This window comes from Providencia sp. PROV175 (genome assembly GCF_032707045.1).
Classification (GTDB): Bacteria; Pseudomonadota; Gammaproteobacteria; order Enterobacterales; family Enterobacteriaceae; genus Providencia; species Providencia hangzhouensis.
The window spans coordinates 2,169,779-2,185,718 of record NZ_CP120533.1; the positions used below are offsets into that span (position 1 = coordinate 2,169,779).

Annotated in this window: 12 protein-coding genes and 1 tRNA gene; 8 read left to right on the forward strand and 5 right to left on the reverse strand. The window is 37.1% G+C overall.

Annotated features, from left to right (window positions below):
- Window positions 1-219: 219 nt before the first annotated feature.
- Window positions 220-1,095 (forward strand): LysR family transcriptional regulator, encoded by an 876-nt coding sequence (locus P3L44_RS09535; protein WP_094960519.1) that lies wholly within the window; start codon window positions 220-222, stop codon window positions 1,093-1,095.
- 1 nt (window position 1,096) lies between these two features.
- Here the strand turns inward: P3L44_RS09535 and P3L44_RS09540 are convergent.
- The 3 genes from P3L44_RS09540 to P3L44_RS09550 form a co-directional block, all read right to left on the reverse strand.
- Window positions 1,097-1,181 (reverse strand) — tRNA-Tyr (locus tag P3L44_RS09540).
- A gap of 162 nt (window positions 1,182-1,343) precedes the next feature.
- The gene (gene purU, locus P3L44_RS09545; protein ID WP_004254090.1) at window positions 1,344-2,192 is read right to left on the reverse strand and encodes a formyltetrahydrofolate deformylase; all 849 of its coding nucleotides are present in this window, start codon (window positions 2,190-2,192) and stop codon (window positions 1,344-1,346) included.
- 95 nt (window positions 2,193-2,287) lie between these two features.
- A complete protein-coding gene (locus P3L44_RS09550) occupies window positions 2,288-2,767 on the reverse strand; it encodes a YchJ family protein (protein ID WP_140172216.1) in 480 nt (159 codons plus the stop codon).
- A gap of 125 nt (window positions 2,768-2,892) precedes the next feature.
- Between P3L44_RS09550 and rssB the strand changes: the two genes are divergently transcribed.
- Window positions 2,893-3,903, forward strand: coding sequence for a two-component system response regulator RssB (gene rssB / locus P3L44_RS09555; RefSeq protein ID WP_140172215.1), 1,011 nt, complete (start codon window positions 2,893-2,895; stop codon window positions 3,901-3,903).
- A gap of 159 nt (window positions 3,904-4,062) precedes the next feature.
- On the forward strand, window positions 4,063-4,983 hold the full coding sequence (gene galU / locus P3L44_RS09560; protein WP_036957689.1) for a UTP--glucose-1-phosphate uridylyltransferase GalU: 921 nt from the start codon (window positions 4,063-4,065) through the stop codon (window positions 4,981-4,983).
- A 466-nt stretch (window positions 4,984-5,449) separates the two neighbouring features.
- Here the strand turns inward: galU and hns are convergent, their stop codons facing one another.
- On the reverse strand, window positions 5,450-5,860 hold the full coding sequence (gene hns / locus P3L44_RS09565; RefSeq protein ID WP_004254106.1) for a histone-like nucleoid-structuring protein H-NS: 411 nt from the start codon (window positions 5,858-5,860) through the stop codon (window positions 5,450-5,452).
- Window positions 5,861-6,402: 542 nt separating this feature from the next.
- On the opposite strand from hns, the gene P3L44_RS09570 reads away from it, so the two are divergent.
- A complete protein-coding gene (locus P3L44_RS09570; protein ID WP_004254108.1) occupies window positions 6,403-7,032 on the forward strand; it encodes a thymidine kinase in 630 nt (209 codons plus the stop codon).
- A 196-nt stretch (window positions 7,033-7,228) separates the two neighbouring features.
- Here the strand turns inward: P3L44_RS09570 and adhE are convergent, their stop codons facing one another.
- On the reverse strand, window positions 7,229-9,934 hold the full coding sequence (adhE, locus tag P3L44_RS09575) for a bifunctional acetaldehyde-CoA/alcohol dehydrogenase (protein ID WP_272661927.1): 2,706 nt from the start codon (window positions 9,932-9,934) through the stop codon (window positions 7,229-7,231).
- A 482-nt stretch (window positions 9,935-10,416) separates the two neighbouring features.
- On the opposite strand from adhE, the gene P3L44_RS09580 reads away from it, so the two are divergent.
- The 4 genes from P3L44_RS09580 to oppB all read left to right on the forward strand — a co-directional run bounded on the left by P3L44_RS09580 (window position 10,417) and on the right by oppB (window position 15,932).
- Window positions 10,417-11,061 (forward strand): YchE family NAAT transporter, encoded by a 645-nt coding sequence (locus P3L44_RS09580; RefSeq protein WP_004254112.1) that lies wholly within the window; start codon window positions 10,417-10,419, stop codon window positions 11,059-11,061.
- Between the two features lie 531 nt (window positions 11,062-11,592).
- On the forward strand, window positions 11,593-13,206 hold the full coding sequence (locus P3L44_RS09585) for an ABC transporter substrate-binding protein (protein ID WP_197932659.1): 1,614 nt from the start codon (window positions 11,593-11,595) through the stop codon (window positions 13,204-13,206).
- 93 nt (window positions 13,207-13,299) lie between these two features.
- Window positions 13,300-14,940: an oligopeptide ABC transporter substrate-binding protein OppA gene (oppA, locus tag P3L44_RS09590; protein WP_036957693.1), complete on the forward strand. Its 1,641-nt coding sequence runs from the start codon at window positions 13,300-13,302 to the stop codon at window positions 14,938-14,940.
- 71 nt (window positions 14,941-15,011) lie between these two features.
- The gene (gene oppB / locus P3L44_RS09595) at window positions 15,012-15,932 is read left to right on the forward strand and encodes an oligopeptide ABC transporter permease OppB (protein ID WP_094960523.1); all 921 of its coding nucleotides are present in this window, start codon (window positions 15,012-15,014) and stop codon (window positions 15,930-15,932) included.
- Window positions 15,933-15,940: the final 8 nt, after the last annotated feature.

Genomic DNA, 15,940 nt, shown 5'->3' on the forward strand with positions numbered 1-15,940 from the left:
TGGGGGAATAAAAAATAATCAATCGAAACAATATAATATATTGCTTTGTAATGATGGAAATTATAAAAATACTTTTATGAAATATTGTTAATCATTCAATAAAAAATCAAGTTTGATTTTTTATTTTGTGAATTAATTTCTGGGTTAATCAATATAATTATTAATGAGAAAGTTAAGTATGTTGATTAATATTTTAATAAACTGAATGGGGTCATAGATATGTTCTTTTCAAGAAAATTAGAGGCGTTTATGGCGGTTGTTGAGAATGGCTCGTTAAGCAAGGCTGCAAGAGTGATGAACCGTACGACACCTCCCATCGCGAAGTCAATCAAAGACTTTGAGACAAGCCTAGGAAAACGGCTTTTTAAACGAGAAAAATTTGGAATGACATTAACTAAGGATGGCCAAGAACTTTATAACGATCTAAGAGATCTTTATTTACAGGAGAAAGAAATAACAAAAAAACATTTTTCTGGTTATATAATAAATGAGGCTAATATTTATTATGATTGGGGTAAGGAAAGCCATTTAATTAATTTATATCAATCAGCACATCAAAATAATGTGCAAGTAAATATATTAAGGTTTAATTATGATGAAGTAGATGAAATTGTCGATTATGATGGTAATACACTTATTCTTAGCTCTGAACAAGTTGTCAGTGAGCGATTTTCATTACAAAAAATAATAGAAAACTCACCATTAGGTATCTATTGTAGGAAAGAACTTTATGAAAAATTCCATTATGACCTTGTTACACTATTACAAAAAAGTACATGGCTATGTGATCCCGCATTTTATAAAAGTTCATTAATGAGTGATTTATTAGCAAAAATTGAAACGGTTGATAATAAAACGAGTGTGAGACAAATGGATAATATTGGTTGTTGCCAAAGTTTCATTCAAGATGGTGATTTTATAGGCATAATAGACCATTATCCAGAAGAAGAATTGATTGATAAATCATTAATTTATATACCATTGAATAAAATTTTGGGGAAAAGTGTGTGTTATATCTATAAATCAAAGTCACACTCAAGTGTATTAAATCGTTTTATGGGAGTTGTTGATAAACTAGGAGGTGAAATCAATTAAATGGTGGTGGGAGAAGGATTCGAACCTTCGAAGTCTGTGACGGCAGATTTACAGTCTGCTCCCTTTGGCCGCTTGGGTATCCCACCAGATTTTGAGTTGCTGTAATCATTGACAGCGGGCAGCATCATATCAAATGACGCGCCGCTGTAAAGCATTAATTTTCAATAAAATGGTTGTTTGCTGTTTTTTTATTCTTAATGCGTGTTAAATCAACAAAGTGTTGTTAAATAAGCCGCTATATTATTGGCTTATAAAATAATGGTGCGATTACCATATACAAATACACGTTGAGCTAAGACCCAATAGAGAGCATGGCTTAGTACATTTTTTTCAACATCACGCCCTGCACGCATCATATCATCGGCTGTGAATGTATGGTCTACATTAATCACATTCTGTGTAATGATTGGTCCTTCATCAAGGTTATCATTAACAAAGTGCGCAGTAGCCCCAATAATTTTTACGCCACGCTCATAAGCTTGGTGATAAGGGCGGGCACCAATAAATGCAGGTAAAAACGAGTGGTGAATATTGATAATTTGGTTTGGATAATGCTGCACAAATGCAGGCGTTAATACACGCATATATTTAGCTAAGACAACATAATCAGGCTGATATTGGTCAATCTGCGCTGTCATTTTTTCGTCATGTTGTTCGCGTGTTAGGCCTTCATGGCTAATATGGTGGAATGGAATGCCAAATTGTTCGACTAAGTTTTTTAGCGTGTCGTGGTTTCCAATAACCGCTGCAATTTCAACATCTAAGCCATCATAAGCACTCTTCATGAGCAGGTCGCCCAAACAATGTGCTTCTTTTGTAACCATAACGACAATACGACGACGACCCGCTGTGTTTAATTCACGTTGAGACCCAACTGGTAATGCATCATCGAGGTCAGCTAATAATGTTTCATCGTTGAAAATACCTTCTAACTCAGTTCTCATAAAGAAACGGCCAGTGTGGTGATCAACAAACTCATTATTTTGTACAATGTTGAGTTGGTGCTTATAGCAAATATTGGTGATTTTCGCGATTAATCCTTTCGCGTCAGGGCAAATTGTCCTGAGAATTTTCTTCTGTACAATTTTGTGTTGCATGAAACAGCCTAATCCTTAACTAACAAAGCGATATGAAAAAATGACGGGTTGAGTATTAAATGTGTCTCATTAGACAGGCATTAAATAAAGGGTAATTAGTCTGGATGACCACACTTTTTATATTTTTGACCAGAGCCACAAGGGCATAAATCATTACGACCGACTTTGGGGGTAATGCCGTCTATATAATACCAACACGAATCCATCTTAATAAAACGCGAACGTTCATGAATAAGCTGCTTATGATCATCTTTTTCATCAATAAAGCAAGCCGAAAATTCGACATAAGCTTCATTGGGATTTTTAGCATAAGAAGAACTAATAACACGAAGACCAAACCAGTATGTTTTCGGAAAACTATTGACTATTTCTTGATGCCATTCTTGAGCATGGCAATCTGGGTGCCATGTTTTAATAAGATAATCGACGTCTTGGTGTACATAAGCACTATACCTTGAGCGCATAAGTTGCTCTGGTGTCTGTGGAATAGCTTTCCCTTGTAAAAAAGGAGCGCAGCATTGCTCAAATTGTGCTTCGTTGCCACAGCAACACCTATCTTCTACTTGTGATTTCATAACACTCTCTATAAAAATAAGTATAAGATTGAAAAGTCACTATACTTAAATGATGGCGAATAAATGATTTTATCGTATGAATAATTGTATTGTTAATTAAACCAGGCTTTTGCAGTAGGTATTTTATGAAAAATAGAAAAATACTCATAATAGAAGACGAAATCACCTTCTGTACAATTTTAAAAAACTACCTAGAAACGCTGGGTATTGAGATCTATACCGCAGATAATGGTCAATTAGCAATAGAGATGTTAACAATAGACCATATCAAACCTGATATCATTCTATGTGACTTAAATATGCCTGTCATGAATGGTGAAGCGTTTATGAAAGCGTTAGTTGCGCGTAATATTGATATTCCTGTCATTGTGATTACAGCAACAACAGATTTCACTCAGTTAGATAGAATGTTTCGCTTAGGTGCAAAGGATGCTTTGTTAAAGCCAATAAAAAATTTAGATGAAGTTAAAGTGACAATCCTTTCTGCGTTGTATCCTGAGCAAAATAGCCTAACAGAGCTGCTAGGAGAGGAAATCCCTCAGATTTCGACACTAATGCAAAACGATACTCAAGAACTGTTAGCGGTATTAAAACAGTTACAAGCACCAGTACATCAAATTATAAATAATTACCGAATTAACTATCGCCAACTTAATGAGGCTAACCGTTTTGGATTATTATTAGACCTAGCGCCCATTTCAGACAGCCAAATAGGTTTTTACTGTATTGATACTGAGCGCTCTCCTCAAGAAGGCATTATGGCTGCTTTTTTGATTAGAGTCGTGTTCAATGATCTCCTGAAAAGTGCGGTAAGCCACCCAGAAAAAAAATTACCCAATATTGATAGGATTATTAACCAAATAAATTATTTACTGGAAGATTCGGGGTTTAGTGGCCAGTTTCCGCTATTATTGGGGTATTTTAATACACGGAATAAAGCGATTATTATGGCGAGTGCAGGTTTAGAAGCGGATATAACGACAGAAAATACGCATGTTAAGTTATCTAGAAGCCTTCCTTTAGGAGCGTTGAAATTTTACCAATCTAATCATTTAGAGGTAAAAGGAAATGCTTGGCAGTGTTTAATTCGCAATAATAGCCAGAAAATAAAACTAATGTTTAACCCCGAAACATAGTTAACACCTAAAATGTATACTCTTTTAATCTGAATAACTCTATTCGGACTCGTCGCTATTTATTCATGAACATTTCCTGATATACTTCTGCGCACTTAAAATGCCTCTTGTTACTTTAGTAAAATTCGAGAGGCTAAGATGATATCTGGAGTGATAAAAATGACACAGCGCAAGGTGCGTAAAGCGGTAATCCCAGTTGCGGGCTTAGGGACTCGTATGCTTCCTGCAACAAAGGCAATCCCAAAAGAAATGTTACCAATAGTTGATAAGCCACTTATTCAATATGTTGTTAATGAGTGTATCGCTGCTGGGATCAATGAAATTGTTTTAGTGACACATTCATCAAAAAATTCCATTGAAAACCACTTTGACACAAGCTTTGAGTTAGAGGCTATCTTGGAAGCGCGTGTTAAGCGCCAGTTATTGGATGAGGTTCAATCTATTTGCCCAAGCCACGTAACGATTATGCAAACACGACAAGGAATAGCAAAAGGATTAGGTCATGCAATTTTGTGTGCTAAACCTTTAGTCGGTGAAGAGCCTTTTGCGGTTATTCTACCCGATGTCATTTTAGACCGTTACAGTACAGATTTAACCAAATTTAACTTGCGTGAAATGCTAGAACAATATGAGTCAACAGGCGCAAGTCAAATTTTAGTTGAACCAGTCCCTGAAGAAGATGTATCTAACTATGGTATTGTGGATTGTAATGGAGAAATGTTAGAACCTGGAGATAGTAAAAGAATTATTCGTATGGTTGAAAAACCAAAACGTGAAGAAGCTCCATCTAATTTATCTATTGTTGGCCGTTATGTTTTATCTGAAAAGATTTGGGATGCATTAGCCAAAACAGCGCCAGGTGCTGGGGATGAAATACAATTAACCGATGCTATTGCATTAATGATGGAAAATAATGAGCCAGTAGAGGCCTACCACTTATGTGGTAAAAGTCATGACTGTGGAAATAAATTAGGTTATATGAAAGCGTTCGTTGAATATGGAATGCAGCATGATGCACTGGGAGATGAGTTTACCCAGTGGCTGAAGAAATTATCAGTATCATTGAATTCAGCAAAATAAAATTCCGCAATAAATTTTATTAAAGGCTAACTTAATTTGTTAGCCTTTTTTTATACGTAGATAAATAAATTATTAACAAAAATACCAAGTATAAAGAGGAACATTCTGACTTGAGCTGTTCAGTCTGTACACGTTATAAGTGGTGAGAGTACAAAAATTAGCATACAACTTCATTACATAAATAGAATCACTGAAAAATATTTAAGTTTATCTAATTAAGCTTACATATCTTTACTGCTATGCTTTTATTTATCATGATTATTTGGTAGATGGCGTAATACGTCGTAACAGCTTAAAACAGAACAGTTAATTGAAGTAGGGAGCGGCAGTTATGCGGTTTTAGTGCTAAAGACTGTAGCTATAATAGATAAGGGCTTTTTCTTAGTGCAGGTTAATATAAATAATATATAAAGGATTAAATAAAAACACCCTTATAAAAGGGTGTTTAAAATACATGTTGAGGCTATTAGATTAAGAAATCATCCAAAGATTTGCCTTGTTCTTCAATGGCAACCTTGATTACTGCTGGAGTACGGCCTTGGCCTGTCCAAGTTTTGGTTTCGCCATTTTCATCAACATATTTATATTTAGCTGGACGTGCAGCGCGTTTAGCACGAGTGCTAGTGCTTTTACCTGAATCCATTGTTTGCAGAAGGTCATTTAAATCTACGCCTTGCTCAAGGATCATTTCACGAACTTTTTCCAATTTACGGTTACGTTCTTCTAATTCCGCGCGAGCTTGGCTTTCTTCATCACGACGTTCTTCAACAACGACGGTTAATTTTTCCAGCATTTCTTCTAAAGATTCTAAAGTTACTTCGCGAGCTTGAGCACGAAGAGTACGGATGTTATTTAACGCTTTTAATGATTCGCTCATTTTCCTGGTCTCAAATTATTTGTTGGCATGTGTACAGTAATAATAGAATGCTATTTTAAATTCTGCAATAGCTAAATTACATCCTTAGTTTAAAAGTAATCTTTAACGAATGCAATTTTTTTACAAAAGAAAAATAAACTTTTCGTAGATATATATATAGCTATTATCAATAACTGAACTAAACGAAAAATAGGAATAAGCTAAAATCTTAGTGATTAAATAATTCAAAAAAGAAGAGGAGGGTCTCATTTTACTTTTACTCGGAATGAATTGAAGGGATAGACTCGCTTAAATTTTCTTTTTTTGATGATGTTTTTTAGCGGAATGTGCTTTAGTTGAAACTGTTTATAGTTAATATCAAATTGGTTTTTTTGCCCGCAAGCTAAGCAATATTTGCAATAAGGTATAAGCAATAAGGTATAAACTGAACTGGGAAAAGTTCAATTTTCAATAAGTAAACAGCATCTACACCATTATTGTTAATCCTAAAGCTAGTTTTATGGTAAAATTATTACGTATATTAATTTTGAGGGAACAGCTAAATGGCTCAGCTTTACTTTTATTATTCAGCTATGAATGCGGGAAAATCAACGTCATTATTGCAATCATCGTATAACTATAATGAAAGAGGGATGCGTACGGTTATTTTTACAGCAGAGATAGATAACCGTTTTGAACAAGGAAAAGTCTCATCGCGCATAGGCTTATCAGCGGAAGCGTTATTATACTCAACAACAACAAATATGGCTGAACTGATAAAAAAAGAAAATAGTGAACAAAAAGTCCATTGTGTTCTTATTGATGAATGCCAATTCCTAACAAAAAAACAAGTTGAAGAATTATGTGACATAGTTGATAACGAGGATATTCCAGTTTTATGCTATGGGTTGCGTACCGATTTTGCAGGGCAATTATTTGAGGGCAGTCAATACTTGCTTGCTTGGGCTGATAAATTAGTTGAGCTAAAAACAGTTTGTTATTGCGGACGTAAGGCGAGTAAGGTATTGCGTATAGGAAGTGATGGGGTGCCTGTATATGAAGGCCTACAAGTCGATATAGGCGGTAATGAAAAGTATATCTCTGTTTGTCGTAAACACTATTCAGAAGCAATAAAACAGGCTCAGTTGATGAATGAAGGCGTTATACCTAAGAAACCACTCCATTTTAGGTAAACAGAAATAATCTAGTGTAGAGAATAAAACAGGATTCAGTTATCGGATATTATGGCTATTAATGATATAACTCAGTGAGTTAAATCATTTTATATGATATTGATTTCTACATTTTTATAGCAATTGATTTTAAATAACGAAACAAAAGGCACTGCAATTATTGCAGTGCCTTTATTTTTAAATTATGTGCTTAACATTATTTCTTAGTGCTTTTCTTTTCTGCTTCTTTTTTTACGGTTGATTTTTTCTGAGGGGCTTTTTTTTCCTCTTTTTCAATCACAAGTGCGTCTTGGTGCTCAACAAACTCGCGACCATAATAAGAATCCAGTAATAGCTGTTTAATTTCAGAAATTAAAGGATAACGAGGGTTAGCTCCTGTACATTGGTCATCAAACGCATCTTCAGAAAGTTTATTTACGCGAGCTAAGAAGTCAGCTTCAGTAACACCAGTCTCACGAATAGATTTAGGAATACCTAAATCGGCTTTCATTTCCTCCAACCATGTGAGTAATTTTTCAATTTTCGCAGCAGTACGATCTCCGACGTTAGTGAGTCCCAAATGATCCGCAATTTCTGCATATTGGCGGCGCGCATGAGGGCGGTCGTACTGGCTAAATGCAGTTTGTTTTGTTGGGTTATCATTAGCATTGAAACGGATAACGTTACAAATTAATAGAGCATTAGCGAGACCATGAGGAATATGGAATTCTGAGCCAAGTTTGTGTGCCATTGAATGACATACACCTAGGAATGCGTTTGCAAATGCAATACCGGCAAGTGTCGCACCGTTGTGTACGCGTTCTCTGGCTACAGGATTTTTAGCACCTTCATGGTAACTTGCTGGTAAATAATCTTTTAATAAGCTTAGTGCTTTAAGTGCTTGACCATCAGTAAACTCGTTAGCTAAAACAGAAACATAAGCTTCTAACGCATGGGTGACAGCATCTAAACCACCGAAAGCAGTTAAAGATTTAGGCATATTCATGACTAAGTTGGCATCAACAATGGCCATATTTGGCGTTAATGCATAATCTGCTAATGGATATTTTTGGCCCGTTTTATCATCAGTCACTACAGCAAATGGGGTGACCTCAGAACCTGTACCTGAAGTTGTTGTGATAGCAACTAATTTAGCCTTAACGCCCATTTTAGGAAAGCGGTGGATACGTTTACGTATATCCATGAAACGTAATGCTAATTCCTCAAAATGAGTCTCTGGGTGTTCATACATGACCCACATGATTTTAGCCGCATCCATTGGTGAACCACCACCTAATGCAATGATCACATCAGGTTGGAATGCTTGCATTTGTGCTGCACCTTTACGGACAACAGTTAATGTTGGGTCTGCCTCAACTTCAAAGAAAACGTCAGTTTCAATGTGATGTTTTTTGAGAACGTTAACCACTTCATCAACATAACCATTATTGAACAGATAGCCATCGGTTACGATAAAGGCGCGTTTTGCACCATCAGTTGCAATCTCTTCAAGGGCGATAGGTAGACAACCACGGCGGAAGTAGATTGAGTTCGGAAGTTTATGCCACAACATATTTTCAGCTCTCTTCGCCACAGTTTTGGTATTGATTAGGTGTTTTGGACCCACGTTTTCAGAGATGGAGTTACCACCCCAAGAACCACAACCTAGAGTAAGAGAAGGGGCTAATTTAAAGTTATAAAGGTCTCCGATACCACCTTGAGATGCTGGCGTATTGATTAAAATACGCGCTGTTTTCATCTTTTGGCCAAAATAGTTAACGCGTTCGTGTTGGTTATCTTGGTCAGTGTATAAACAAGAGGTATGACCGATCCCGCCCATTTCGACAAGTTGTTCTGCTTTGGCAACCGCGTCTTCAAAGTTTTTACCACGGTACATTGCTAATAATGGTGAAAGTTTTTCATGTGCGAACGGTTCTGACTCATCGATGCTTTTTACTTCACCAATTAATATTTTAGTGGTCTTTGGCACGGTAATACCGGCCATTTCAGCAATTTTATAAGCAGGTTGGCCAACAATAGCGGCATTTAAGTTACCATTTTTTAAAATGATATCTTGAACCGCTTTAAGCTCTTTTCCTTGTAGCAGGTAACCACCATGACTTGAAAAACGCTCGCGAACTTGATTGTAGATTTCATCAACGACTACAACGGATTGTTCAGATGCACAAATAACTCCGTTATCGAATGTTTTTGACATCAAGATAGACGCGACAGCACGCTTAATATCTGCGGTTTCATCAATAACGACAGGGGTGTTACCAGCACCAACACCAATTGCAGGTTTTCCAGAACTATAAGCAGCTTTGACCATGCCTGGTCCACCGGTCGCTAAAATCAGGTTAATATCAGGGTGGTGCATTAAAGCGTTGGATAGCTCAACAGAAGGGGAATCAATCCAACCAATAATATCTTTCGGTGCACCAGCTGCAATTGCAGCATCAAGCACAATTTGTGCCGCGCGGTTGGTAGCAATTTTAGCGCGAGGATGAGGGGAGAATATAATAGCATTGCGCGTTTTTAAGCTAATAAGTGATTTAAAAATCGCGGTTGAAGTTGGGTTAGTTGTTGGCACAATACCACAGATAATACCAATCGGCTCAGCAATGGTGATTGTCCCAAATGTTGGGTCTTCAGATAGCGTGCCGCAGGTTTTTTCATCTTTATAAGCATTGTAGATATACTCTGAAGCGAAGTGGTTTTTAATCACTTTATCTTCAACAATACCCATTCCAGATTCTTCGACAGCAAGTTTTGCTAGAGGGATACGTGCATCAGCAGCAGCGAGAGCCGCGGCTCTAAAGATTTCATCAACTTTTTCTTGGGAAAAAGTAGCGAATTCACGTTGAGCTTTTTTGACACGAGCAACGAGTTCATTGAGTTCGGTAACGTTAGTTACGGACATATAGATTACTCCTGATAAATGTTAAACTTTTTAAGCCAATGAGCAATGCATCGATAGAACAAGGAAATGCTTAAAGATAAAAGTATAGATGTTATCTATAATAACGCTGCTCATGATCGCCTATTGGCTTAAAAACCTTATTCCGTACTGAGTTAATATCCTAATTAGCTCTGTCTATCAGTTAAGAGTAGATTAACAAAACGGTAATTAAATAAAGTGATCTAGGTCACGAAAATGTCAAGCTGACTCCTTTCAGCACGTGTATTTATGCACAAGTTGAATAAATGTTGTTCATCTATTACTTAATTTAATATTATCAAAACAACTTGTGCAGATAATTTATGTATATCTAACTAAATACTAAGCAAATTTAGCAAGTTAAAGAAAATATTGTTTTGCTCAAGGAAATTAATGACATCGGTGGTAAAATTATAAAAGATATCAATAAATCTCTAAAGAGAACTGCTTAAGGAAATGAATGGGTGAGTAGCGCATTACTTGATTTATCGGGATATATTAAATTTTTTATTGGTTTGTTTGCACTCGTAAACCCAGTTGGCATATTGCCTGTGTTTATTAGTATGACAAACTATCAAAGTAATGCGGGGAGAAATAAAACCAATACTATTGCAAATACATCAGTTGCTATCATTTTATGTACATCATTATTAATTGGTGACTCAATATTGCAATTGTTTGGTATCTCAATTGATTCTTTCCGTATTGCTGGTGGGATCTTGATCGTCACAATAGCGATGTCAATGATCAGCGGTAAAATTGGGGAAGACAAACAAAATAAACAAGAAAAAACAGAAACTGCGGTTAGAGATAGCATTGGTGTTGTGCCTTTGGCTTTACCCCTAATGGCAGGGCCTGGTGCAATAAGTTCTTGTATTGTTTGGTCATCTCGCTGGCATGGGTGGCAAAACTTTTTAGGCTTAGCGTTGACGAGTATCGCATTTGCCTTTTGTTGTTGGTTATTATTCCGCTCAGCGTCTTTATTGGTTCGTTACTTAGGTCAAACAGGGATCAACGTAGTAACGCGTATCATGGGTCTATTACTGATGTCATTGGGTATAGAGTTTATTGTGACAGGTGTTAAGGCCATATTCCCGGGCTTATTGTAATCTAATCTCTTTTCTTTTAATGGCTGCAAACTATATCTATTTGCAGCCATACCTGCCGCTAATTACCTCATATTACACACATCAATTTTGCTATACAGATAGCACATTTCTCTTTCTTAAATGGCTTAATAAAACTTTAGCTATTAATAATCACACATAAAAAAAATGATACCTGTAATTATATGTGGCATTTTTTGCTAAAACAGGGATAAAAAGTAAGGAATTGTGAGCTACGTAAATTTATTCACTATTCTAATTGGTGTTTGTTAATGATATGTTTGGAAAAGAGCTTGGGGATTATTTTATGGTGGATAGCCAAATTGATTTTAGTGTATTGAAATATAAGAGAAATTAAAATTTCACGTCTATTTTTTTAAAATTTACTTAAAATTTTTAACTGATCAATGTTAATTAATTGTTTTAATTGTTTGAGTTCATGAAGTGGATTGCCCATAAGGAAATAGCGGTACCAGGGCTTAAATATCAGCGTAAAGATGGCTGCAAATGAGGTTATAGCGCTATTGATGAATCATGAGGGATAGAATGTTCAAATCAACACTTGGTTTTGGTGTACTTTCTTTATTAGTTGTTACATTACAGGCTAGTGCCACGGAAAAAGTAAAACAGGTTATTACAATTAACAATGGCTCAGAAGTGACATCACTAGACCCCCACAAAGTGGAAGGGGTTCCAGAAGGCAATGTGATATTAAATTTATTAGAAGGTTTAGTGTATACCGATGTAGACGGTAAAGCAGTTCCTGGGGTTGCTAAAAGTTGGAGTAATGAAAATTTCACTACGTGGACTTTTACTTTGCGGGAAGATGCAAAGTGGAGTGATGGGACACCTGTAACCGCTGAAGATTTTGTGTATAGCTGGCAACGTTTATCTGACCCAAATACTGGCTCCCCATACTCCAGTTATTTACAAAATGCGTATATTTTAAATGCAGATGCGATTTTAGCGGGAAAAATGCCGGCAACAGCGCTGGGTGTGAAAGCGCTTGACCCGCAACATTTACAAGTTACGTTGAGCCACCCAGTGCCTTATTTCGTTGATATGCTTTCTCATACGTCTATGAAGCCCGTGAATAAGTCAGCAATTCAACGACATGGTGATAAATGGACCCAACCCAAGAATTTTATTGGAAATGGGGCATACGTATTGGATAACTGGGTAGTAAATGAACGTATTGTTATCAAACGAAATCCATTTTATTGGGATAACCCAAATAGCCGTATTGAGCAAGCGACCTTTTTAGCGATTAGCTCCGAAGTGAGTGATATTAACCGTTACCGTAGCGGTGAAATTGATATTTCTAACTCTGCAATCCCACCTGTTTTATATAAAAAAATGCAGCAAGAGAGGCCGAATGAATTGTATGTTCGGCCTTATTTGTGCACGTTCTATTATGAGATAAATAATCAAAAAGCCCCGTTTAATGACCCAAGAGTGCGTGAAGCAATAAAGTTAGGATTAGATAGAGAAACAATAACCAATAAAATTATCGCTCAAGGGCAAAAAGTCGCTTATGGCTTTACGCCAAGTTTTATTAATAATGGTAATTTTACCTTACCGGAATGGGCAAATTTATCAGCAGAACAACGTTATCAACGTGCTAAAGATTTGCTTGCTGAGGCCGGATATACTAAAGAAAACCCATTGAAATTTGCTTTACTGTACAACACATCAGATCAAAATAAGCAGCAAGCTATTGTTGCGGCGTCCATGTGGCAGAAAAATATTGGTGCGCAAGTGACGCTGCAAAACCAAGAATGGAAAACATCATTACAAAGCCGCCATGAAGGAAATTATGATGTTGCCAGAGCAACGTGGTGTGCCGATTACAACGAGCCAACCGCATTTTTGAACATGATGCTGTCTCAAAATAGTAATAATACCACTTTTTATAATAATCCAGCGTTTGATGCCTTGCTTGAGCAAGCGCTAACAGCACCGGACTCTTCATCTCGCCATACAATTTACCAGCAAGCGGAAGCCTTGCTAGACAATGATTCGGCTATTGTTCCTGTTTATTATCGCGTCAGTGCTCGAATGATAAAACCGAGTGTTCGTGGATTTAAAGGTAATGACCCTCTTGATTATACGGATATTAAACGGTTATATATAAGTGAACCTAATTAATAATATCTAAATAATTATAAAAAGTGTTCATCTACTGGGTGAACATGTATCAACACACAATCATAATAATTATGTATGGGAGTAACCGATAAGATGAGTAAGTTAATCAATAAATCGATTATTGCGCTTAGCGTAACGGCTGGGCTGGCAATGGGCTCTATAGCAACAAGTTTTGCAGCAACGGTTCCTGCGGGCGTTGAACTGGCTGAAAAGCAAGTGATGGTTCGCAACAACGGTTCTGAGCCGCAATCGTTAGACCCTCATAAAATAGAAGGGGTGCCGGAATCTGCTTTAGCAAGAGACCTTTTCGAAGGGATCACAATAGTGGGGCCTGATGGCGAAATTTTACCTGGCTCGGCAACAAGCTGGGAAAATAAAGATTTTACAGAGTGGACATTTAAAATTCGCGATGGCGCGAAATGGTCTAATGGTGACCCTGTCACGGCAGAAGATTTTGTGTATAGTTGGCGACGATTGGCTGACCCTGATACTGCATCGCCTTATGCAAGCTATTTACAATATGCCCATATTAGTAATATTGACGATGTTATCGCTGGGAAGAAAAAACCTGAAGAACTTGGTATTAAAGCTCTTGATGACAAAACTTTAGTTATTACACTGAGTGAAGCCGTTCCTTATATTCCTAAATTATTAGCTCACTCATCCATGTCGCCAGTCAATAAAAAAGTCATTGAGCAACATGGTGCTAAGTGGACGCAACCACAAAACTTTGTAGGTAATGGAGCATATAAATTAAAGGATTGGACGGTAAACGAACGTATTGTATTAGAGCGTAGCCCAAGTTATTGGGATAATGCGAATACCATTATTGACCAAGTGACTTTTTTACCTATTTCTTCAGAAGTCACTGATGTAAACCGCTACCGCAGTGGCGAAATTGATATGACATACAGTAACTTACCTATTGAGCAGTTCAAAAGTTTACAACAAAACATGCCGAATGAGTTACGTGTGAACCCATATCTATGTATTTATTATTATGAAATTAATAATGAAAAACCGCCATTTAATGACCCTCGTGTTCGTGAAGCATTAAAACTATCTATGGATAGAGATACGATTACGTATAAAGTCAAAGCCCAAGGGGATATTCCTGCGTATGGGTTCACTCCACCATTTACCAGTGGAATGAAAACAGAAAAACCGGATTGGTATGCGAATATGACCCAAGAGCAGCGTAATGAAAAAGCGAAACAGCTGCTAGAAGAGGCGGGATATAACAAAGCCAACCCTCTAAAATTCAATTTATTGTATAATACTTCAGACTTACATAAGCGTATTGCCATCGCCGCTTCTTCTATGTGGAAGAAAAATATTGGCGCAGAAGTGAAACTAGAAAATCAGGAATGGAAAACATTCTTAGATAGCCGACATCAAGGTAACTATGATGTGGCACGCGCAGGCTGGTGTGCGGATTATAACGAACCTTCATCTTTCCTCAATATGTTACTTTCCTACAGCAGTAATAATACTGTTCATTATAAAAATACAGATTTTGATGCAGTGATGAAAAAAACATTGCAAGTCAAAACGGATGATGAACGTGCTGAACTCTATCAGCAAGCCGAAAAATTACTCGATAAAGACTCAGGTATTGTTCCTCTTTACTACTATGTTAATACGCGTTTAGTGAAACCTTATGTGGGGGGGTATAGTGGCAAAGATCCATTAGATAACCTGCATACTAAAGATCTGTACATTATTAAACACTAATATAGTTGTTCTGGCTCCATTTATTGGAGCCAGATGTTCGCCTATTTAGGCAATAGAAGTAGGAAAGAGCGATGTTGAAATTTATTATTCGTCGGTTGTTAGAAGCCATTCCGACTCTTTTGGTTCTGATTACCATTTCATTTTTTATGATGCGATTAGCCCCAGGGAGCCCGTTTACGGGTGAACGGAAATTGCCACCGGAAGTGATGGCAAATATTGAAGCTAAATATCATTTAAATGATCCCATGTATAAGCAGTATTTTAATTATTTAATTCAGCTTTCCAAAGGTGACTTTGGCCCATCATTTAAATACAAGGACTACAGTGTTAATGATTTAGTGGCTAAAGCATTTCCTGTTTCTGCAAAATTAGGGGCAACGGCATTCATTGTTGCTGTTCTATTTGGGGTCTCTGCTGGGGTGATAGCCGCACTCAACCAAAATACCAAATGGGACTTTACAGTCATGGGGTTTGCCATGACGGGGGTTGTTATCCCAAGCTTTGTTGTGGCACCTTTATTGGTGCTGATTTTTGCCATTCATTTGAAATGGTTCCCTGGTGGTGGGTGGGATGGTGGAAACCTAAAACACATGGTGCTACCAATGGTTGCACTTTCACTTGCTTATATTGCAAGTATTTCCCGTATTACACGCGGTTCGATGATCGAAATTATGCATTCTAATTTTATTCGTACTGCACGTGCTAAAGGGTTACCACTAAGAACTATCATTTTACGCCATGCGCTTAAACCAGCGTTGCTTCCTGTGCTTTCCTATATGGGTCCCGCTTTTGTGGGGATTATTACTGGCTCGATGGTAATTGAAACTATTTTTGGGTTACCGGGGATCGGTCAGCTCTTTGTTAACGGCGCACTTAATCGTGATTACTCACTGGTATTGAGTTTAACAATTTTAGTTGGGGTACTGACAATTACGTTTAATGCGATTGTCGATGTTTTGTACGCAGTTATTGACCCTAAAATTCGTTATTAAGTCGGAGA